Annotated in this window: 19 protein-coding genes and 1 pseudogene; 7 read left to right on the top strand and 13 right to left on the bottom strand. The window is 60.7% G+C overall.

Annotation, left to right across the window (positions count from 1 at the left end; translation table 11 throughout):
* Positions 1-190: 190 nt before the first annotated feature.
* Positions 191-325: pseudogene (locus OKW29_RS11580) on the top strand (ubiquinol-cytochrome c reductase iron-sulfur subunit); the annotation flags it as partial.
* A gap of 336 nt (positions 326-661) precedes the next feature.
* Here OKW29_RS11580 and OKW29_RS11575 read toward each other — a convergent pair.
* The 6 genes from OKW29_RS11575 to OKW29_RS11550 all read right to left on the bottom strand — a co-directional run bounded on the left by OKW29_RS11575 (position 662) and on the right by OKW29_RS11550 (position 7,168).
* Entirely contained in the window at positions 662-2,176 is a 1,515-nt protein-coding gene (locus tag OKW29_RS11575; protein WP_429291126.1) for an APC family permease, read from the bottom strand.
* A gap of 331 nt (positions 2,177-2,507) precedes the next feature.
* The gene (locus OKW29_RS11570) at positions 2,508-3,236 is read right to left on the bottom strand and encodes an ABC transporter ATP-binding protein (RefSeq protein ID WP_187618216.1); all 729 of its coding nucleotides are present in this window, start codon (positions 3,234-3,236) and stop codon (positions 2,508-2,510) included.
* The gene (locus OKW29_RS11565) at positions 3,233-3,982 is read right to left on the bottom strand and encodes an ABC transporter ATP-binding protein (RefSeq protein WP_184069373.1); all 750 of its coding nucleotides are present in this window, start codon (positions 3,980-3,982) and stop codon (positions 3,233-3,235) included. The genes OKW29_RS11570 and OKW29_RS11565 overlap by 4 nt, the downstream gene beginning before the upstream one ends.
* Positions 3,979-4,872 (bottom strand): branched-chain amino acid ABC transporter permease, encoded by an 894-nt coding sequence (locus tag OKW29_RS11560; protein WP_260330577.1) that lies wholly within the window; start codon positions 4,870-4,872, stop codon positions 3,979-3,981. Before OKW29_RS11560 ends, OKW29_RS11565 begins: the two co-directional genes overlap by 4 nt.
* 53 nt (positions 4,873-4,925) lie before the next feature.
* Complete coding sequence (locus OKW29_RS11555) at positions 4,926-5,795, bottom strand: branched-chain amino acid ABC transporter permease (RefSeq protein WP_184033934.1); 870 nt, start codon at positions 5,793-5,795, stop codon at positions 4,926-4,928.
* 116 nt (positions 5,796-5,911) lie between these two features.
* On the bottom strand, positions 5,912-7,168 hold the full coding sequence (locus tag OKW29_RS11550) for an ABC transporter substrate-binding protein (RefSeq protein ID WP_429291125.1): 1,257 nt from the start codon (positions 7,166-7,168) through the stop codon (positions 5,912-5,914).
* Positions 7,169-7,858: 690 nt separating this feature from the next.
* On the opposite strand from OKW29_RS11550, the gene pal reads away from it, so the two are divergent.
* Positions 7,859-8,359 carry a peptidoglycan-associated lipoprotein Pal gene (gene pal, locus OKW29_RS11545; protein ID WP_184069367.1) on the top strand — a complete coding sequence of 167 codons (501 nt, stop codon included), beginning with the start codon at positions 7,859-7,861 and terminating at the stop codon, positions 8,357-8,359.
* Positions 8,360-8,387: 28 nt separating this feature from the next.
* On the opposite strand, the gene OKW29_RS11540 is transcribed toward pal, so the two are convergent.
* Positions 8,388-8,642, bottom strand: a complete 255-nt coding sequence (locus OKW29_RS11540; RefSeq protein ID WP_184049852.1) for a hypothetical protein — start codon at positions 8,640-8,642, stop codon at positions 8,388-8,390.
* Positions 8,626-10,560, bottom strand: coding sequence for a chloride channel protein (locus OKW29_RS11535; protein ID WP_429291124.1), 1,935 nt, complete (start codon positions 10,558-10,560; stop codon positions 8,626-8,628). Before OKW29_RS11535 ends, OKW29_RS11540 begins: the two co-directional genes overlap by 17 nt.
* 472 nt (positions 10,561-11,032) lie before the next feature.
* Here OKW29_RS11535 and OKW29_RS11530 point away from each other — a divergent pair, with 472 nt between their 5' ends.
* The 4 genes from OKW29_RS11530 (at position 11,033) to OKW29_RS11515 (ending at position 14,934) form a co-directional block, all read left to right on the top strand.
* Positions 11,033-11,452, top strand: a complete 420-nt coding sequence (locus OKW29_RS11530; RefSeq protein WP_429292488.1) for a MarR family winged helix-turn-helix transcriptional regulator — start codon at positions 11,033-11,035, stop codon at positions 11,450-11,452.
* 483 nt (positions 11,453-11,935) lie between these two features.
* Positions 11,936-12,676 carry an ATP-binding cassette domain-containing protein gene (locus OKW29_RS11525; RefSeq protein WP_429291123.1) on the top strand — a complete coding sequence of 247 codons (741 nt, stop codon included), beginning with the start codon at positions 11,936-11,938 and terminating at the stop codon, positions 12,674-12,676.
* 113 nt (positions 12,677-12,789) lie between these two features.
* A complete protein-coding gene (locus tag OKW29_RS11520; protein ID WP_429291122.1) occupies positions 12,790-13,728 on the top strand; it encodes an ABC transporter permease in 939 nt (312 codons plus the stop codon).
* A 213-nt stretch (positions 13,729-13,941) separates the two neighbouring features.
* Positions 13,942-14,934 (top strand): sugar-binding protein, encoded by a 993-nt coding sequence (locus OKW29_RS11515; RefSeq protein ID WP_184069356.1) that lies wholly within the window; start codon positions 13,942-13,944, stop codon positions 14,932-14,934.
* A 710-nt stretch (positions 14,935-15,644) separates the two neighbouring features.
* Here OKW29_RS11515 and OKW29_RS11510 read toward each other — a convergent pair.
* The 4 genes from OKW29_RS11510 to ribA form a co-directional block, all read right to left on the bottom strand.
* Positions 15,645-15,773, bottom strand: a complete 129-nt coding sequence (locus OKW29_RS11510; RefSeq protein ID WP_429292487.1) for a hypothetical protein — start codon at positions 15,771-15,773, stop codon at positions 15,645-15,647.
* 167 nt (positions 15,774-15,940) lie between these two features.
* On the bottom strand, positions 15,941-16,219 hold the full coding sequence (locus OKW29_RS11505; RefSeq protein WP_429291121.1) for a hypothetical protein: 279 nt from the start codon (positions 16,217-16,219) through the stop codon (positions 15,941-15,943).
* A gap of 51 nt (positions 16,220-16,270) precedes the next feature.
* Entirely contained in the window at positions 16,271-17,011 is a 741-nt protein-coding gene (uppS, locus tag OKW29_RS11500; RefSeq protein WP_187618224.1) for a polyprenyl diphosphate synthase, read from the bottom strand.
* An 877-nt stretch (positions 17,012-17,888) separates the two neighbouring features.
* Positions 17,889-18,539 (bottom strand): GTP cyclohydrolase II, encoded by a 651-nt coding sequence (gene ribA, locus OKW29_RS11495; RefSeq protein WP_090805969.1) that lies wholly within the window; start codon positions 18,537-18,539, stop codon positions 17,889-17,891.
* A gap of 338 nt (positions 18,540-18,877) precedes the next feature.
* Here ribA and OKW29_RS11490 point away from each other — a divergent pair, with 338 nt between their 5' ends.
* Entirely contained in the window at positions 18,878-19,321 is a 444-nt protein-coding gene (locus OKW29_RS11490; protein ID WP_184069350.1) for a CBS domain-containing protein, read from the top strand.
* Positions 19,322-19,588: 267 nt separating this feature from the next.
* Here the strand turns inward: OKW29_RS11490 and OKW29_RS11485 are convergent, their stop codons facing one another.
* On the bottom strand, positions 19,589-19,930 hold the full coding sequence (locus OKW29_RS11485) for a DUF4148 domain-containing protein (protein WP_184033979.1): 342 nt from the start codon (positions 19,928-19,930) through the stop codon (positions 19,589-19,591).
* Positions 19,931-20,191: the final 261 nt, after the last annotated feature.

Below are 20,191 nucleotides of genomic sequence, written 5' to 3'. Positions count from 1 at the left end.
GCGCTCACATCGGCGGCGCATATGGCATGCGAGACTTTCACAGGGCTTGAACTTCGAACAGTTGACGCTTTAAAGCTAGGCCTTGGTGCTTAAAGGACGCTTAAGAAGGAGCCATCCGGACGCAAGGCGGCAGCACTGGGTAGTGCGAAGAACCGGACACCCCCCGGACCTCGCCAGTTAGCGTTCGCATCACGGCTCGACATATGACCTGGCCGGCCGTGTGTTCAGGGACAAACCCGCCCCCCAGAACCTTGATGTGCCCCACTACATGTTTGCGTCGTCCACTACCGTTACTGTCGGGAAAGATGAACAAGGCGAGGCATAGTCAGGCATGAGCCCGTACAACCTTCTTACTTGCAGCGCATCGCGTTCCAACCACGAACAAAGAGACCGTGCACGCTCGCCGCCTCTGCTGCGGTGGTCTGCCGTGCTCGACAACGGTGGGGTATGCATGAAGAGGGCGCTCATTCTGCCCTTCGCTTCCGGTTAGACAAGTCTTGCTCGATCCCCGCTCATTACATGAGCGCGACTCCCTGACCAGATCTCACCGTTGGAAGTCTGGCTTGCAGTTCAGGCGGGTACTCGGGTAGTCCCTTCAAGCGCCCCGCTAACGGATAGAGCTTCCGTTGACTCCTCCCTCGCTGAACGATGGCGTTGCCAGTCAACTCGTCGCGTCCATTCGCTCCATCATTGCTCGCGTCTGCTCGACGCCCAACGCGCAGCGCATTGCGAGCCTCATCACGATCACGCTCCAGAGCGCCACTAGAAGAATGTCCCAACCGAATCCGATCACACCGAGTCCGCCACCGATGCCGCCGAGCCACGACAATAACCAGATGCCCCCAAACCACGGCAACAGCCACGCAATGTTGTTCCAGCCGAAGTCTTTCGCAGCTTTGCGCAAGACGATGTGGTAGTACGCCGCGTAGAGTACGAAACCGATCGCCACCAGCGCAAACAGAAAGGTGTTCGTTGCAAAGCCAGTCCAATATATTACGAGGTTGCTGCAGATAAATGCGACTGGCGCCAGAACAGGCGCGGCCCACATGCGAAATGGACGATGCAGTTCCGGAAGGTTACGGCGCAACACCAGCAACGCGACCGGACCAAGACCATATGTCAGCACCGTAACCGATGTAATGTAGTCGACCATCTTCTGCCATGCAGGAAACGGCAGCAGGAAAATGGTGCCAACGACCCACATCACGAGAACCGCCAGCCATGGCACCTTGTTGCGGTTCAGCTTTGTCAGCACGCGGGGACCTGCCTCCATTTCGCCCGTAGCAAAGAGGACGCGCGATCCGCCGGTTACATACATCAGCCCCGTGCCGCCAGGCGATATATAGGCGTCGATATATAGAAGCGTCGCCATCCAGCCGAGCCCGAGCGTCGCGGCAAGTCCAGCGAACGGTCCCATTTCCCCCTTGAAGCTGAGGTGTGCCCATCCGTGCGCGAGATCGACCGGCGACAGCGCCCAGATAAAGGCCACTTGCAACATGATGTAAACCACTGCAGCGAGCACGACCGAGCCAATCACGGCTAGCGGAATGTCGCGATGTGGATTGGCCGTTTCGCCGCCGAGGTCGATCGCAGTACGGAAGCCCAAATAGCTGAAAACGATACCTGCTGCGGGAAGTGCCGTGAACATGCCGGAGAGCTTGTAGGTGTCAGGCGCCGCACGCACGACATCCCGGTGGGTGCTCGCTGCCATCAAGCCGACGATGGTCAGTATCGGTACCAGAATTTTCCACCACGTAATGGTTGAATTGACGTTGAGCAGCCATCTGATCACCATCAGATTCAGCAGCGCGGTGATTCCGAGCAAACCGGCGCACACGAAGAAGCCCGCCAAACTCAGCACCCCGGCGGAGCCAGGACGGATTAGCCATGGCAGATAGTTGCTCGCATAAGTGACGATTGCTTCGGCTTCGACTGCAGGCACCGGGACATAGGCGAGGAAGAGCAGCCAGCACCACAACCTTCCAAGTCCGTCGCCATGGCTCGCGTGGCTCATATGAACCAGCGCCCCACTACGAGGAAAAACGGCGGCAAGCTCCGCAAAACATAGCGCAATCAGCATGATGATGACAGCGCCAAGCGCCCAACTGCCTATGCTCAACGGACCGGCTATTCTCGATGCATGGTAGGCGCCGAACAGCCACCCTGAACCAATCATGCTAGTGGTGCTTGCGAACAGCAACCCCACTATCCCAGCATCGCGACGCGTTTGCCCGATAGCGTCAGGTCGGAAATCGTGCTCATTTCTGGTCTCCTTGCGCCTGCCCCGAAGTTCGGTTTTTGAACCGGCGTTGCGCGAAAGAGGCGGTGCGCATCCGCACACCGTCATACATGAACGGCTCACCATGAACGCTTCGACCGCAAAGACGGCGATAAAATCCCCGCCGTGAACCGAAGCGACAATTAAAGGGCTTGGAAATGCCTGTGCGCTTCGACGAGCGTTAGTTCACACTGTGCCATTTCAAATTCGTGGCATGGCTTCATGCGATTCAAGCATCGTCGAGCATGCGCCAATCGCTCGCACTGGCCCCGGCCAGAGTACGCACACGAGCTTCGTCGCGCGCAAGTTCTTGCGCGGATCCGGAAAAAACGACCCGGCCATCGTCCAGCACGCAAGCCGCGTCGGCAATCTCGACAGCCGCTCGAACGTTCTGCTCAACCAGAAGCACCGACATGCCTTCGGCGCGCATTCTGACGATAACATCAAACACTTCCTGCACCATCAGCGGTGCGAGACCTTGAGACGGCTCATCGAGAAGCAGTACGCGTGGGTTGAGCAGCAGGCCGCGTGCGATCGCGAGCATTTCCTGCTCCCCTCCGGAGAGTTGCCGGCCCTTGCTGTTCCGACGCTCGCGTAACCGGGGAAAAAGCTCAAACACACGTGCGATCGTCCAAGGACCGGTGCGCCCGTTGGGCACAAGCAGATTTTCTTCCACGCTGAGACTCGCGAATATGCGCCTACCCTCCGGCACATATCCGACACCGAGCGCCGCGACTCGGTCTGGCGGCCAGCCGGTCGTTTCGCGGCCTAGAATGTTCACCCTTCCCGCGCGTGGCCGGGTCAATCCCATCAGGCTTCGCATGGTTGTCGTCTTGCCGGCGCCGTTGCGCCCTACCAGGGCGACAATCTGGCCGTCGTCAACGTCCACCGATACGCCATGCAGAATGTGGCTCTTGCCGTACCAGGTCTGCAGTCCCTCGGCAACCAGGGCACTCATTTTGCTGTTCCCAGATAGGCTGCTTGCACGGCTTGATTGCCGGTGATTTCTTCGGGCGTTCCTTCTGCCAGAATCCTGCCTTCGGCGAGCACCATGATGCGCTGTGCCAGCTGGAAGATGACGCGCATGTCGTGCTCGATCAGAATCATCGTCAGCGATCGATCGCGGTGCAGGCGTCGTATCAGTTGCGTCACGTCGTAGGTTTCCTGATCTCCCATCCCCGCGGTCGGTTCGTCGAGGAGCAGGAGCCTGGGTTCGAGTGCGAGCGACATGATGATTTCCGTGGCTCGCTGGTCGCCAAGCGACAGCTCACCCACCAACCGGCGCGCACGCTGCTCGAGTCCGCCGAGCACGAGCAATTCTTCCAGCCGCTGGTTGACGGTCGTGCGCGCCGCCCTCGAGAGCCACGGCGAGAGCCTGTGCCCGGCCCGAAGTTCGACCGGAATCCGCAGATTATCGCGAACGGACAACTCAGGAAAAACTTCCGTAATCTGGAAAGTCCGCGCCATTCCCATGGCAACGCGGCGATGAGGCGCAAGCCGGGTCACGTCGCGTCCGTCGAACACGATACGCCCCGACGTAGGCGGAAAGAATCCACTGATCAGGTTGAAGAACGTCGTCTTTCCTGCACCGTTAGGCCCAATTACCGCGCGAAGCTCACCGGCTTCCACAGTCAGGCAAACATCGCTAACCGCGCGAAGATTACCGAACCGGTGAGATACGTGATCGACTACGAGCAGGCTCATGAACGCACCCCGCCCGTCCGGATGCCGAGCACGCCACGGGGAAAGAACAGAACGACGAGGATGAACAGCAGGCCGATAAACGACATCCAGTTCTCAGTCCGTGTGGAGATGTAATCCTGAACCAGCACGAAGACGGCCGCGCCGATCAGCGGTCCCCACAACGAGCGCATTCCCCCCAGCACGGCCATGATCACAAAATCGCCTGACTGGTCCCACCGCAGATCATGCGGATCGGCGAAGTTATTGAGCAGCGCGTACAAGGTACCGGCAAAACTCACGAAAAAGCAGGAGATCACGAACGACAGCCAGATATGCTGCTCCACCGGCAGCCCCAGGAAGCGCGCCCGTTTTTCGTTCTCGCGTATCGCCAGAAGCGTACGGCCAAACGGAGAGCGCAACAGCGCAGTCATGACGCCAACCGACACGGCAAAGCAAAGCAAAACGAAATAGTAAAACACGGTGCTGTTGCCAAGAATGTCGATTCTCTGCTGGCCAAAGTGGAGAGGCATGCGATGCCATCCGGAGAGCCCATCGTCGCCGCCAGTCACGGCGTTCCAGCGAAAGGCGACGAAGTAGAACACCTGGCCGAATGCGATCGTCGCCATCGCGAAATAGACGCCCCGAAGCCTGACAATCAGCGCGCCGATGAGCGCCGCCGCCAGCGTGCCGGCCGCGACCCCAATGACGATACCAAGCGGCGTATTCGGCACCAGATAACGGATCGTCATACCAACGCCATACGCGCCGAGACCAAAATATGCCGCGTGACCGAACGACAACACGCCAGTAAAACCGAGTAGAAAATTGAGCGCCATCGCCGCCAATGCCATTACTACTACGCGTGTACCAAGTGCCGTATAGCCGCCGAGCCAGGTGATCCAGTACGGCATGGCAGCGAGCGCCAGCCAGACCGCCGCATTCCCCGCGAGTTGCAGTGATGATCTCACTGGACCCTCCCTTCCTCACCCAGCAGTCCGCGGGGACGTACGAGCAGCACTAGCCCCATCAGGACGTAAATCACCGCTTCGGTCGCGGACGGGAAAAAGACAGAAGTCAGGCCAGAAGCGACGCCAATGAGAATGCCGCCGAGCAGCGTACCCGGCAGGCTGCCCAGTCCCCCGACGATGATCGCAACGAAACTCGGCATGATGAGCGAATCCCCGATGGTCGGTTGCAGTCCGAGCATGCCGGCTGCCAGTACGCCAGCCAGCCCCGCGAGAAAGATGCCGAGGCCGAAATTCATGCTGCGAAGCCACCGTACATTCACGCCCAGTGTCGCGACCGTTTCGAGGTCTCCGACACCAGCGCGGATACGAATGCCGGATCGAGTGAACTTCAGGAACATGAAGAGCGCCGCCACGACGATCACAACCAGAACGACCATGAACACACGATAGCCCGTTAGAAAGAAGAACGAGGACGTCAATGGCTGGTTCAGCGCGTCCGGAATCTGGTATGGCAATGTCTGAGGCCCCCAGATATAGCGGCTACCGTCCTGCAGCAGAAACGCGAGCCCGAACGTGAGCAGCAGACTGTATAGGGGATCTCTTCCATACAGCGGGCGAATCAGTACCCGCTCGATCAGCAGTCCGATAGCAGCCGTCAGCAAGGGTGCAATAACAAGCGCCGCCCAAAAGCCGACATACGGCATGATCGTGTAGGCGAGGTAAGCGCCAATTGCCAGGAATCCGCCGTGCGCGAAGTTGATGACACCGCTCAGATTCAGGATCAGCGACAGGCCAAGCGCCATTAGCGCGTAAAACGCGCCAATGACGATACCGTTGAATACGTTGAACAGGATCAGTTGCGTCATACCGTTACCTGTGCTGCCGACGTCCGCTTCCGATGTCCCGGCTCATCGGTCGCGCGGCAGTTGCGGCAGCGCGACGTCATAAGGCACTCAGCCCCCTGTCTGGCTCCCCGAACCGGTCACGCCCATGTGAGACGGCAGCCGGTTTCGCTGACCGGCAGCGCCGCGTCGATGCCCTTTACCAGCTGATCGACGTGGAATAGATCATCAGGTCTAGGTCCCTGCGCTACCGCATGTCCCACATAGAGATCCGGCATGAGCTGATGGTTGCCGGCCCGATAGAACGGTGTGTCCGGCATCAGCCCTACGTCCGGCGGCAACTTGAAGCCTTCGAGCGCCCGCGCCAGTTTCACCGCGTCAAGCGTCTTCTCCTGATTAGCGACGAGTGCAACGCTATTGACAGCGACGTGCCCGAACCAGTGTCTGGCAGTTGGCACTCTCCCGGCCTTCTTACGGATGCCGGCCACGTATTCCGCTACGTGGGGTACGTTGGGCTGGTCCCAGTACCATTCGAATACCCACGTACCGATTCGCGCATCCGGCGGCAAGCCCTCGAGCACCTCCAGTTCCTGCTGCGCCCCGGCGATGTGGAAACGCTTGTTAAGGCCGAACTGCACCGCCTGCTTAAGCGAATTGACAGCATCCTGACCTGCTGTAAGAAACAGGATGACGTCAGGATCGGCAGCCTGCGCCTTGATCAAATATGACGAATAGTCGGTGGTGCCAAGCGGCGCCAACGCGGCTCCAGCCTCCACCCCTCCGAACTTCTTCAGGCTCGCCTCGAAGCCGAGTTGCAAGGTGTGGCCAAATGCGTAATCGGGGGTGATGAAAAACCATTTTTTTCCGTACCGGTCGAACAGGACCTTCGATACCGAGTTGGTTTCCATCCTCGTCGTATTGCAGACCCGAAAGACGTTCCAGTGACAATCTGTACCGGTCACGGCGTCGGTATGCCCACCCGTCACAATATGCAGTGTTTTCAATTCGTTTGAAACCTGCCCGATCGCAAGCGCCATAGCCGAGTTGACATTGCCAAGCAGGAAGTCCACCTTGTCACGTTCGATCAGCTTGCGCGCCTTCTGTACAGCAGCGCCAGTATCCGCGCTGGTGGAATCCTCCACGATGAGCTCAACCGGACGACCCAATATGCCCCCGCGCGCATTGATCTGATCGATCGCGTATTCGCAACCCATTTGCTCGTTCTTGCCGAGTTCGGCGTACGTACCTGTCAACGGGTCGTCGAGCCCGAATTTGATTGGAACCTCTCCGCGCGCCTTGATGATGAAGGGTGCGCCGATCTGCGCAATTCCGGCTGCGGCAGCAGCCTTCAGTACGAGCCGGCGATGCCGTCGGCCCGCGGTCGATAGTCTTCCCATTTCGGTCTCCCACAGAATGGACACGTCCGAGCAATGCTCGCGCTCTCCTCCTGGGAAAGCTGGTTCCGATTTCTACGCTTCGGATTTCCAACGTATATCAAATGTTAGTGCACGATATGACATAATTCCATGAGATGTAACGAAACATCTGAGTGCCAGCCGGTCTATGGCGGTGATTCAACGCGCACCGGCGCGGTGTGCGGGTAAAGCGCTTCTGCAAATATCCCGGGATGCGCATGAAAGAGACGCGGGAAAACCCCCGCTCTGAGGAACCCTTCCTCCATTGAGGCATCTGGAACAACTCCGATGCTCGCGCCGGGTGTTGGGAGATCTGGCAGCATCGTCGGCAGTGGTCGCGCTCGCAACCGATCCGATCCGGTTGTCAAAGATAGCGCCAAAGCGGCGTACACGCCGTCACGTAATGCGTTTGGGCTGGCAATCAGCGCGGTCGCCATCAGCGAATGACCAGTGCGTCCCTATTGATCATCGCGATGACAATCACGAAGGCCTTGCCAACCCGGAGTCTTGTCCTTCGAGGACTCGCAGGAGATGAGGACTTCCCCGGCAGATTCCATCAGGGCCAGCGGATCACCATCCGCACCACAGGCCGGATATAAGTCTGCAACCTCATCCTGTCCGTCACACACCGAATATCACCTGGCAAACCGGGAGGCGTCCATATAAGACAGAATGAAAAAATGCACGATCCGGCTCACGTTCGTGATGCTCGCGCTGCTCGCCGGATGTCATTCGGAAACGAAAACGCCGCAAACGGTCACATCGAGCGGCCAGGCTGCCAATGCGTCGGCGCTCAGTACCGGTCCCTCGACGATCGACGAACTGAACAATCCCAACAGTCCGCTTGCAAAGCGAAGCATCTATTTCGATTTCGACAGCTATACGGTCAGGGATGACTATCAGGCGCTACTCCAGGCACATGCGGACTATCTGCGCCGGCATCCGTCCCAGCATGTGCTGATACAGGGCAATACCGACGAGCGCGGCACCACCGAATACAATCTCGCCCTGGGCGAGCGGCGCTCGCAGGCCGTCATGCGTGAGCTGGAAACGCTTGGCGTGCCCGGGACGCAGCTGGAAGCCGTCAGCCTGGGCAAGGAAAAACCGGTGGCGCTGGGGCACGACGAGGCGTCGTGGTCGCAGAATCGCCGCGCCGACCTGGTGTACCGCTAATTGCGCAGCGCACGACGCGCGGACCAGTTCAAAGCCCGAAGTACCAGAGCCGCACGTCCTCTTCCTCCGACCATATCTGCACGTCCAGCATCTCGTCGAATTCGACCGGCTCGCCCCGGTACATGCAGCAGAACCCGCGCTCGGTGCGATAGACGATCACCCACTCGCGCGGGTCGGGGATTGCGTCGGGCGAACGGTCTTCCCGTGTGCTCCCCGAATCCGCAAGGTGCGCCGCGGCCTTGAGCCGCTCGCGCAACGTCCGCCACTCAGTTTTCAGCTTCACGGTCGCTCACCTTGAGACCCCTGCCGTGCACGGCATACGAAGCGTCGTTGACGCGCACGGATTGCGTCGACGTGGCGGTCCTTGCGCGAGCCCGGGGCTGGAAAATATCGATACTGCGAGCGACGGCGTCCGCAATATGCTCCTTCGCAATCACGCCGGACACGTCGAACGCGCCATCGACAGCGGTATCGACGAGGACCACCGCCATCACCGCGCGGCGCTGCCGGATTTCGCTGATCACTTCGAACGCCGCATCGGATCGCTTCACGACGATGAAGTTGCGATGCGCGAGCTGCCCGATCGTGACCGTCGGATTGTCATGGCTGACCGCGCGGCGCAGGCCCGTGTTGATGCGCAGCACGCCGTACAGCATGCCTGCCTTCGTGACGACGATGTGCCGGAACGGCGCGACGCCCATGCGATCGAGGAGATCGCGAAACGGCACGTCCGCGTCGAGCACCAGTATGTCGGCCTCCATGATCGCCCCCGCGTTCTGCACGAGAAACATATTGGCGTGCAACGCATCTGGAATGACATGACCGCGCCTGACGAGTTTCATCGTGTAGATCGTCTCGCGCGAGAGGAGCCGGCGGGTGCCGATGCTGAACGCAACCGCAAGTATCATCGGCAGCACGATGTCGTAATCGCGCGTCATTTCGAAGATCATCGCCACTGCCGTCATCGCGGCACCCGTGCCGCCCGCGACCACCGCCCCCATGCCGACCATCGCGAATGCAGGCACGCTGACCGGAGCGGCCGGCACCAGCAGATGGAACAGGGACGCCAGCGCGGCGCCCAACGTCGCGCCGATGAACAGCGACGGCGAGAACACGCCGCCCGACGAGCCGGAGCCGAGGCTAACCGACGTCGCGGCGATCTTGCACAGCGCAAGCAGCAGCAGGAACAGGCCACCTTGCAACTGTTCATTGAGCGTCGCCTGGATCGTTGCGTAGCCCACGCCTTCCACGTAGTAGTGGCCTGCGTAGCGCATCAGCAGATACATCATTGCGCCGACGAACAGCATGCCGAGCGCGTGGCGCGCAAAACGCCCCGGAACGCGCTCGAAGGCGTCCTCCGCCCAGTGCAATACGCGAATCAGCAACGCGGCCGCCACGCCGGCCACGACCCCGAGCAGCGCGTAAAGCATCAGCGTGAAGCCGCTCGCGAGATGGTTATCGAGCGCTCCGAGCTGAGGGGGAACCAGGAAAGCCGCTGCTCCGCCAAAGAACAGCCGTCCCACGAACGTGGCGGTGCCCGTTGCCAGTGCGACGGGCAGAAAAGTCCCCACGCTGATTTCCGGCATCATCAGCTCGGTCGCGAACAGTACGCCGCCGATCGGCGTATTGAACGTCGCGGCAATGCCGGCCCCCGCGCCGCTCGCAACGAGAATGATCCGCTGACTGGCGGGCATCCGCAGCCACTGACCCAGCGTCGAGCCCAGGGCCGAACCGATCTGGATGATCGGACCTTCCCGGCCCACCGCCGCACCGGTGCCGATCGCGATGGCCGATGCGAGCGACTTGACGACCGCCACGACCGGACGGATCACGCCGCCCCCGAAATAGATCGCGTCCATCACTTCTGGCACGCCATGCCCTTTTGCTTCCGGTGCAAAGCGGCTTACCAGCCACGTGACCGCGAAGCCGCCTGCTACCGGCACGAGAATCACCCATGCGCCCCACGGCGACGGCGGGGTAAACTGGCTCGCGTCGTAGAGCGGCGAAAGGCGTCCGAGAAACGCCGCATTATGGATAGTGCCGATCAGCAACCTGAACACGACCGCGCCAAAACCGGTCACGATCCCGAGGCAGAACCCCAGCATGCTCATGCGATAGAGGTCGAGCGGCTTCGCGACTTCTTGGGCGTTTTCAGGAGGCGCCGAATCTCCTTCCTTGCCGTCGAGCTTCGTGGGGGCCATATCCCGCCTCTCCTCGCATGACAACACCGCGTCATCGTTCGGCGCGGAAGCCTCGAGCGGTCCCATGCACGCAAAACAAGGTCCACGCAGAAAGAAGCCGAGCGGTCTTGGGGGATGATCGAACATCGCACCGCCCGCCTGAATCGGTCGGTGCGACCGGGTAGACAGGCCTCGGCAATCATGTCATGCCGTGCCATGCACTATAGTCCTATCAACGCGTGTTCACCAACCTTGATGGTCGTGGCGATACGGAACCCCCAACGCTCACTGCTTCTCAATCCGGCGCGGGCACGCAATCCATCTGATACGATTTTGCGCTGTCACCCCGTCACGCCGCATTGCCGGTGCGCTTTGCGATAGAGCAACAGGATTTCAGCAAGGCTGCAGAGAATCCGGTATCAGGCGCCCGGTCCATGTTCCGAACGAGACAGGTAGCAAAGTGAAGCAAACATCACCGCACATCCGGGTCGGCATGCCCAACAAGCAGGATCTCGAAGCCATGTCGGCATTCCGTTACCAGTTACGCAGGTTCCTGCGGTATTCGGAAGAAATTACTCACGCGGAAGGAGTCACGCCTCTGCAATATCAGATGCTCCTTCACGTCAGGGGATTTCCCGACCGCTCCTGGGCCAGTATTGGCGAACTGGCTGAACGGTTGCAGGCAGCGCCCAACGGCACCGCGGCGCTCGTGTCCCGCTGCGAAGCCGCCGGGCTCGTCGAGCGTCGCCCCGACGCTTCCGACCGGCGACTCGTGCAGGTCCACCTGACGGAAAAAGGCGAGCGGTCCCTGTTGAAGCTCGCGATGCTGCACAAGCGGGAAATCGAGTCATTCGGTTGGGCGCTGGGGCAGTTTCAGGTTCAACAAACACCACTGGTTGGCGGAGCGGCCTAATCGCCAGATTGGTGATCATGCAGCGTCGCCAGGGATGAGCATCCGTCGACGGCCGGCGCGCCAGCGACGATCTCCACGTGCCAGCCCTTTAGCCCGTGTCCGTACGACCCATTCTCAAGACATCCAAGACCGCTTGAGCTAATGGGTGATTACCCTCGCACGGACGCGCCAGAAGCTTTCAGGCCTGCCTTAATTGGGGGCGATCGTACTTGTCGTGCCAGGAGCGGCGGCTGTGGCACGAAGTCCGCTGGATGACATTTTCCGATGGACGCGAGTGGCTCGACGCCCCTCAGCGGCCACCGCTCGCCGCTTCGTGTAGAGCCGCAATGCACGCGCCTTCCGATTCGGCGGCACGTTCGACAGGTGGCCAAAGTGCCTTGCTAAATGCCCTATCGTGCGCTAAAAAACATTTACTTCCTTCGCGTGTCTACTGGCCGTCCGGCCAATGCCATGGACGCCTCCACCCAGCGAGCACGACTGTCCATGAGTCTTCTTGAGCTCAGAGGCGTTTCCAGGCATTTCGGCGCCATTCAGGCTCTGACCGACGTGACGCTCAGTCTGGAGCCAGGTCAGGTCGTGGGGCTCATGGGCGATAACGGGGCCGGGAAATCGACTTTGGTGAAGGTCGTCGCCGGCAACTTTCCACCTTCGCACGGCGAAATTCTCATCGATGGAAATCCCGTGCATTTCAACAAGCCGGTCGACGCGCGCGCGCGCGGCATCGAAGTCGTCTATCAGGATCTCGCGCTCTGCGACAACCTGACGGCAGCCGCCAACGTTTTCCTTGGCCGCGAACTGCGGGTCGGGTTCGGGCCTATCCGCGTGCTCGATCACGCGACCATGTATCGGCGTGCGGGTGAACTGTTCAAGGCACTGAAGTCCGAGACGCGCCCGCGCGACCTCGTCAGGCAAATGTCGGGGGGACAGCGGCAGGCGGTGGCCATCGCCCGCACGCGCCTCTCGGAAGCGAGGCTCGTTCTGATGGACGAGCCGACCGCCTCGATCAGTGTGCGCCAGGTCGTCGAGGTGCTCGATCTCATCAGACGCCTGTCCGAACACGGTATCGCCGTCATCCTCATCAGCCACCGCATGCCTGACGTATTCGCCGTCGCCCACCGGGTGGTTGTCATGCGGCGCGGGCGCAAGGTCGCGGACAAGAAGACCGAAGAGTCCTCCCCGGAAGAAGTGACCGGACTGATCACCGGCGCCCTCGCCGCTGCCTGAACCTGCCTCGCATCGGAGCCACCACATTGAACGACGCGCCGCGAAGGCCCCCTACAGTGCCGCCATTGCTCGATGATCCACAGTCCGCGAGGACGCATACTCGCTGGTCGGGATTGCTCGCAAGCCAGGTGTTCTGGGTCGTGCTGGCAACGATCGTCGCCTGTATCGCCCTGTCTTTTGCGACCTCGACCTTCGCGACCTCCGAGAATCTTTTCAACGTTACGCGAAACTTCGCCTTCGTCGCCATCGTGGCGCTGGGAATGATGGCGGTGATCGTCACGGGCGGCATCGACATTTCGGTTGGCTCGACGATCGGCATCAGCGGTATCGTGCTCTCGGTCGTCATGAACGCGGGCTACCCGATCTGGGCCGGTATCGGCATGGGACTACTGACCGCCGGGCTGGTCGGCCTCGTCAACGGCTTGCTCATCGCGTATCTCGGCATGCAGCCTTTCGTCGTGACGCTCGCCATGCTGAGCGTCGGCCGCAGCCTCGCACTCGTGATCTCCCGCAGCCGGACCATTTTCGATTTCGGCCCCGACGGGAGCAAGCTCCTCGCGCTCGGCGGCGGCTCGACGCTCGGCGTCGCCAATCCGGTGTGGTTCCTGATCCTGCTTGGGCTGTTGTTCTGGTTCGCGTTCGGCTGGACGCGCTGGGGCCGCTATGTGTTCGCGATCGGCGGCAACCGTCATGCGGCGACGCTCACCGGCGTACCGGTGCGCCGCATCGTTTGTTCCGTCTACATGCTCTGCGGCCTCATGGCGGGCGTCGCGGCGATTCTCGAAGTCGGCTGGCTAGGCGCGGTGACGACAGGCCTCGGCACGGGCGACGAACTGCGCGTGATCGCTGCTACCGTGGTCGGCGGGACCAATCTGGCCGGCGGGGTTGGCAGCGCCTTCGGCACGATCGTCGGCGCGGCACTCATCGAGGTCATCCGCAACAGCCTGATCCTGCTTGGCGTCGACGCGTTCTGGCAGGGCACGGTCGTCGGCAGCTTCATCGTCGTCGCGGTGCTCTTTAACAGGCTCGGTGGCGAGCGGCAAGGAGATTGAAATGTCGTTGGACGCACCGGCCGCTTCCCGGCCGGTGCCGCGGGAAGCGGGTGCGGCCGGATCGGACGCGGAACTGCCGCACGCATGGGTTCACAAGACCGCGAGGATCCGCTCCAAGGCCGAGTTCCGATTTCGGGCCTGACGTTGGATCGTTTTGAAGACTGTGTAGGCCGACATGGGCACCGTAGAGCCGGCGCCGAACAGGAGGAAGCAATGAAGAAACTGTGGATGTGTCTTGCTGCGGCTGGAGGACTTGCGATGCTGGCGTCCTCGGGCTTCGCGGCCGATAAGACCCTTGCGCTGGTGGTGAAGGGTCTCGACAACCCGTACTTCGACCTCATGCATCAAGGATGCGAACGGGCGAACAAGGAACTCAACAAGCAAGGCTACAACTGCTACTACACCGGTCCCGCGACCGCCGCGGACGAGAGCGCGCAAGTGCAGATCATCGACGACCTGCTGACCAAGGGCGTCGCGAGCATGGCGATCTCGCCCGCGAACGCGCCGGCTGTGGCGGAGGTGCTGCGCCGCCGCGGCGGATCGGTCCCGATCATCACCGCGGATGCCGATCTGCTGCCGAAGGATGCGTCACTGCGCAAGAGCTATGTCGGCACCGACAACTACGAACTGGGCGCCAAGCTTGGCGAGCAGTTGAAGATGCTGATGCCGAAAGGCGGCAATGTCTGCCTGGTGATGGGCAATCCGGCAGCGGAGAACATCAACCAGCGGGCCCAGGGCGCGCGCGATGTGCTCTCCGGGAAGAAAGGGATCACTAAGCTCGCTGGCGAGAACGGCTGGCATGAGATCAGTGGCTGTCCGCTCTACGTGAACGACGACGCCGCCAAGGCGAACCAGATGATGCAGGACACGCTGACCGCTCACCCTACCGGTCTCGACGCCTTTCTGCTAGCGGGCGGCTGGCCTCTCTTTGCGCCGCAGGCCTTTTCGCAGGTTGTCGCGCCGATAATGGACAAGATCAAGAACGGCAAGTTCGTGATCGTCTCGGCGGATACGCTCGGGCCCGAACTGCAAGCGCTCAAGGACCACAAGGTGAATGTGCTCGTCGGCCAGCGGCCCGAGGAAATGGGCTACCGCGCCGCGATGGTCATGCGTGACCTCGCGGAAGGGAAGTCGGTACCTCCGGTCATTCACACCGGACTCGACGTCTGCACATGGAAGAACGCCGACACTTGCCTGAAGCATTGAAGGCCGGCGGCCCACATCATCACGATAACGCGGGAGCCGGATCGACACCGAGCCGACTCTGCGCTGCCTCAATGCATCGACGACACCATTTGCCTGCTCTTCCTGAAAGAGGCCGGGCGCGGCATTGAACACCAATAGCGCGCCGACAATGCACGCTACGACATGTTCGCCGCTGATCAGTTGAAGGGTGATCGCCGCCTCGAGCATCCGGGGTACGGGCGCCCAAATCCGTGCCGCGATACGCGTCGGCCATCCGATGTGATGCTCGTTGAGCTCGTTCCTGCCGCGCTCGCTCAGCAGACGCGCGGCTTGCGCGCTGGTCTGCCCCAAATGCGACGTGCTGCCGGATGTCGTTGTCATGGGCCCGCTTCCAATTTTTGCCTGCTTTGTACCCCACAGTCACAATGTGCCGGCTGGGCCTGTTCCTGACGCTTACCCCGGTCACAAACGACCGTCACGCGACCAACACGCGCACCGTCGATTGAAGCAAGTTAGCCATTTTTCTCCACTGAAGCTTGATCTATCGCAATCGAGGTCACGGTAGCGGCTGTTCGTGTAAGGCAATGCACATGAGAAATTCCACGGCTCGAAGCATCGCTCTGGTTTGCTCAGTCATCCCAAACATGACTTCGCTAAGCATCAGATAAGCTTCGCATCCTGGACTTCTCTCACGTTCTTCTCATTGCACTGACCAACCCAACTGGAGGCGTTCATGAAATCGACGCCGCGGCGTAGCTCTTGAACCTGGTGGTGATCAGCACGCGCGGAACGCGGCCGTGCCTGCTGAGCAGCTTGCGCATGAGTCGCCTGGCTGCGTGCCTGTCGCGGCGGCTTTGCACCAGCACGTCGGGCACCCCGCCATGCTGGTCCACCGCGCCACGCCCCGAATGAATTCCCCTTGGGGGAAAGCCAGTGCTTCTCTCCGTTGATCGTGGCCACCACTTCGTCGAGGTGCCACCTGTCGCCTGGGGCCAATGGGGTGGACCGGATGCGGGAAACTGTAATATCACCACACCGCGTAGCTGATCACGTCAAGCGGAAATCGATAGCCAACATAGGGGCGCGGGTTGTCGACGGCAGTGGCGTTCTGTTGGGCGGCTGCTTTCATGAACGACATTGTCGCCGCCCCCCTTAACCCTGCTAACAACGTCACAATGCCTTCCCGGTAAATGACGCGGTCTGCGATGATCGCCGAATGAACGCCAGTGGCGTGCCGCGATCGTGGCGCGGCTGACAGAATGGCACCGGCCATTTCGTACAGCAGGAGATTGTCTGAGTGACCCATCTCCTCCCGATAAAGTAGGCGTCTAGCATGAGTGAATACTTCACACCTCTGTCATGCATTTGCGCGCCCAAAACGACGTTCGCGCGCCCGATATGATGCGAGTGCGGCATCAAGCGCGGCTTCGTCGAAATCTGGCCAGAATATGTCGGTGAAGTAGAGTTCAGTGTACGCGAGCTGCCATAGCAGGAAGTTGCTGATGCGCTGCTCACCTCCGGTCCGGATCAGCAGATCGGGTTCCGGTGCGTATGCCATCGCCAGATATTGCGCGAAGCTGGCTTCGTCGACCGGCACGGCGTGACCATCGACGGCGCTCCGTGCGGGTAGCTCGCTTATAGCGTGAAGGATATCCCAGCGACCGCCGTAATTCGCCGCAATGGTCAGCGTCATACGTGTATTGTGGGCGGTTCTGATTTCCCCTCGCTTCACGAGCGCCCGAAGGTGCGCATCGAACGCCGATAAATCACCAACGACGCGCAAGCGGATGCCATTCTTGTGCAACCGTGCCGTTTCACGCTGTAGCGTCGCCCCGAACAGACGCATCAGGAACGACACTTCGTCCTCAGGCCGGCGCCAGTTCTCCGAACTGAATGCAAACAGCGTCAGGAATTCGACGCCGCGCCGCGCGCAGCCCTCGACGATTGCGCGGACCGCTTCGACACCCTTCACGTGACCGGCCACTCGGGGCAGCCTGCGCTGCGCCGCCCAGCGGCCATTGCCGTCCATAATGATTGCAATGTGCCGCGGCACATCGGTCACGGCCGGTACGCTAACGGTCGAGCTTTTATGGATCATGGGAACCGCCGCGAGTCAGGCGGAACACGAAAGTCCCCGAAGGTCATGAAGGTGCCCCTGGACTCTTTTCCTGGTGATCAACTCGACCGCCACCAAATGACGTGGACATCGGCTGCGCCACCGGACGAAATGGATAATCCTATGGTATGCAGACGAAACTGAAAGGATGCTTAAGACGGGGATACGACTCGAGGAAATCGAAAGCCTGGGCGCGTGTGACGGCTGTGACGCGCATATCCCCCGCATATCCCCTATAGGCCCCAGCATCGCCTTGAATATACGTGCGACCTCGACCGCTCACTTTGTCTTCCGATTTACTTCTACATACCCTTCCAGATAGTCGCGGCACAGCTGTCTGACGGTGTAATCGCCTGGGTGCGCAGCCGCTGATTCCCGTTCTCCGCAGTGTCGAAGGTTCGGCACCGGAATCGCGTTCGACGCGCTTCGTTTGCCACGCAGCGATCGCTGCGGCAAATGAGGTCGACGGCCACTCACGAGCTTCACCTGTCGCATGCGACCGTCGATCGGCGACTTATAGCGATACGTCCATGACTTGCGGCTCGTTGAAGCCTGGTAGGCGTAGGCCTGGAAATCCCTCAAACGTCATGTGCTCGCCGCTCGGCACCTTGGGCACGGCACGTGCATCAAAGCGCATTCTTCCCTCGGCGCAGGTTTTTCCGAGACAAGCATACCCGGCGCAGGTTTTCTGCATAACGGCACAAAAACCTACGCCAGCATCACAAGTTTGGGTAAGCGGAGACACGCGTCGACACACCAACCGATGGGCCTGAAGCGTTAATATTTTTCTTAAAATTCAGTTACTTGCGGTATATCCTGGGAAGGCTTCGGGCTTACCGAGACAAGCCTGAAAACATGGCTATTCATTCTCGTCGAAGTAATGCCCGAACTTCAGCTGCTTCGTGCGGATATACCGCTCGTTTTCCTCGCGCATCGGAATCGCGAGCGCGACACGCTCGCACACCGGAATGCCGTGCTTCGACAGCGTGTCGAACTTTTCGGGATTGTTACTCATCAGCCGCACCGACGTGACCTTCAGCGTGCGCAGGATGCCCGCGGCCGAATCGTATTCGCGTGAATCGTCGGGCAGGCCGAGATCGAGGTTGGCTTCGACGGTATCGCGCCCCTGCTCCTGCAGCGCATACGCGCGGATCTTGTTCGACAGACCGATGCCGCGTCCTTCGTGGCCGCGCAGATACAGCAGTACGCCGCAACCCTCTGCCGCGATATAGCGCAGCGCGAGATCGAGCTGCTCGCCGCAGTCGCAGCGATAGGAGCCGAGCACGTCGCCCGTCAGACATTCCGAATGCAGGCGCGTCAGCACCGACGACTGGTTGGCGACATCGCCCATCACGAGCGCGAGATGTTCGGCGCCGCTGTCGACCACGCGAAACACATAGGAAGTGAACGTGCCGTAGCGCGTGGGCAGCGTGGCGGTGGCGTCGAGCACGACGCATTCGCCGGTGACGGCGCCGTCCGCTGCGGGCGATGGATCCTGAGACGTGAGCATGGCGTTGAACAATGGTGCTGGCATGACCCCGGTCGAGCCGGGGATAAGGTGTGGACTGCGAGTTTACCGCTAATCCGCATGCAGCACGTGGATGCCCCTTCGCTTGCACGGGACGCTGCCCCGCGACAAGCCGCACCCGGCACACGCGCATCACGCGAAACACGACCCCGAGACCCGAAACAAGCCCGCGCGGACCGCGTCAATCCAGCGCGCATCGTCCGGCGCGCCCGAGGTATTCCCGGTGTACCGCGGGCGCACGTCGCGCCTATACTGGTATCGCCTGTCCCTCACGACAGTGCGCCACTTCGGCGTGCTGCATTGCGAAACGGAGCCGCTCCATGACAAGCGTTGCACAGCTTCTTAAAACGAAACCGAACCCCTCCGAGGTCTACACGATCGGCGCCGACGATTCCGTCTACGAGGCGATCCGGTTGATGGCCGAGAAAAGCATCGGCGCGCTGGTGGTGACAGACGGCGACAGCATCGCCGGCATCATCACGGAGCGCGACTACGCGCGCAAGATCGTGCTGATGGACCGGTCGTCGAAGGCGACGCCGGTGCGCGACATCATGAGCAAGGCGGTGCGCTTCGTTCGTCCGGACCAGACGACCGAAGAGTGCATGGCGCTGATGACCGAGCGGCGCATGCGTCACCTGCCTGTCATCGACAACGAGAGGCTGGTCGGCATGGTGTCGATTGGCGACCTCGTGAAGGACATCATCGCGGAACAGCAGTTCACGATTCAGCAACTCGAGTTCTATATTCACGGCGAACGGCTCTGACAGGCAGCACGGTTTTCGCTGAGCGACACCGCATCGATCATCCGCGCGGGACCAGACGCAAAAAAAGCCCAAACCTCTAAGAGCTTGGGCCAAGCTACCTTGCGGCAGCGGAGGTTCCTTCGAAAAGAGGAACGCAACGCGCGCGGATGACACGCTCTCGGGCGCATGAGTGCGGCGCGCTCGTTTGAAACAGTACCGGGTATGAAACGCTGTGTGCGCGGTCAAACGACGCGCACACAGATTCTTCTGCCTGCTTAGTTACCGAAATTAGTTACCGAAATAGACGCTCTTCGGGCCGCTCATCGGCTGCTTCACGCCGCCCGCCTGGGTCGATCCGCTCATCGGCGCGCCGTAACCGCTGGTATCAGCGCTCGGCTGGGTTTGCGCGACGGCCGGATTTTGCGCTTGCACACGCTGCTCGGCGGCCTGGATGTCGGCCGGATACTTCGGGTCGCTCGAGGTCGACGGGTTGTAGCCCGCGTGCTCCAGCTGGATCAGTTCGCTGCGAACTTCCGCGCGGGTGACCGGCTGCTGGCTCGACTGCGCGAACGATACGACCGGCGCGGCGACAAGGGCCGCAATGGCAACTGCCTTGATCAGCGATTTCATGATGACTTCCCTCCAATGTGGTTTTATCTGCATCGCCGAGACCTCGGTGTCCAGCGAATGACTTGAGTCTAGTCACCGCACTGCCAAGGGAAAACCCTTAATTTCGAGATAGAAAATTGCTCAGTTCGCAACGATCTCGGGAAATATCGTGGAACCGGCTCCGTGAGCATGATCTTCGGGGTAACAATTGCCCGGATCGTCACCTTTGCGTCTGATGTTTCCGAAATACGTCTGATCGAAGAAAAAATTCGCCCGCCCGCA

Source organism: Paraburkholderia sp. CI3 (assembly GCF_050436505.1).
Classification (GTDB): Bacteria; Pseudomonadota; Gammaproteobacteria; order Burkholderiales; family Burkholderiaceae; genus Paraburkholderia; species Paraburkholderia tuberum.
This window is presented reverse-complemented; position numbering and strand designations above follow the sequence as displayed.

Coding starts and splice junctions, on each gene's coding strand:
- OKW29_RS11575 (WP_429291126.1), bottom strand. CDS start 2,176: ATGATTGGTTCAGGGTGGCTGTTCGGCGCCTACCATGCATCGAGAATA.
- OKW29_RS11570 (WP_187618216.1), bottom strand. CDS start 3,236: ATGAGTGCCCTGGTTGCCGAGGGACTGCAGACCTGGTACGGCAAGAGC.
- OKW29_RS11565 (WP_184069373.1), bottom strand. CDS start 3,982: ATGAGCCTGCTCGTAGTCGATCACGTATCTCACCGGTTCGGTAATCTT.
- OKW29_RS11560 (WP_260330577.1), bottom strand. CDS start 4,872: ATGCCGTACTGGATCACCTGGCTCGGCGGCTATACGGCACTTGGTACA.
- OKW29_RS11555 (WP_184033934.1), bottom strand. CDS start 5,795: ATGACGCAACTGATCCTGTTCAACGTATTCAACGGTATCGTCATTGGC.
- OKW29_RS11550 (WP_429291125.1), bottom strand. CDS start 7,168: ATGGGAAGACTATCGACCGCGGGCCGACGGCATCGCCGGCTCGTACTG.
- pal (WP_184069367.1), top strand. CDS start 7,859: ATGAAAAAATGCACGATCCGGCTCACGTTCGTGATGCTCGCGCTGCTC.
- OKW29_RS11535 (WP_429291124.1), bottom strand. CDS start 10,560: ATGGCCCCCACGAAGCTCGACGGCAAGGAAGGAGATTCGGCGCCTCCT.
- OKW29_RS11530 (WP_429292488.1), top strand. CDS start 11,033: ATGCCCAACAAGCAGGATCTCGAAGCCATGTCGGCATTCCGTTACCAG.
- OKW29_RS11525 (WP_429291123.1), top strand. CDS start 11,936: ATGAGTCTTCTTGAGCTCAGAGGCGTTTCCAGGCATTTCGGCGCCATT.
- OKW29_RS11515 (WP_184069356.1), top strand. CDS start 13,942: ATGAAGAAACTGTGGATGTGTCTTGCTGCGGCTGGAGGACTTGCGATG.
- OKW29_RS11505 (WP_429291121.1), bottom strand. CDS start 16,219: ATGGGTCACTCAGACAATCTCCTGCTGTACGAAATGGCCGGTGCCATT.
- uppS (WP_187618224.1), bottom strand. CDS start 17,011: ATGATCCATAAAAGCTCGACCGTTAGCGTACCGGCCGTGACCGATGTG.
- ribA (WP_090805969.1), bottom strand. CDS start 18,539: ATGCTCACGTCTCAGGATCCATCGCCCGCAGCGGACGGCGCCGTCACC.
- OKW29_RS11490 (WP_184069350.1), top strand. CDS start 18,878: ATGACAAGCGTTGCACAGCTTCTTAAAACGAAACCGAACCCCTCCGAG.
- OKW29_RS11485 (WP_184033979.1), bottom strand. CDS start 19,930: ATGAAATCGCTGATCAAGGCAGTTGCCATTGCGGCCCTTGTCGCCGCG.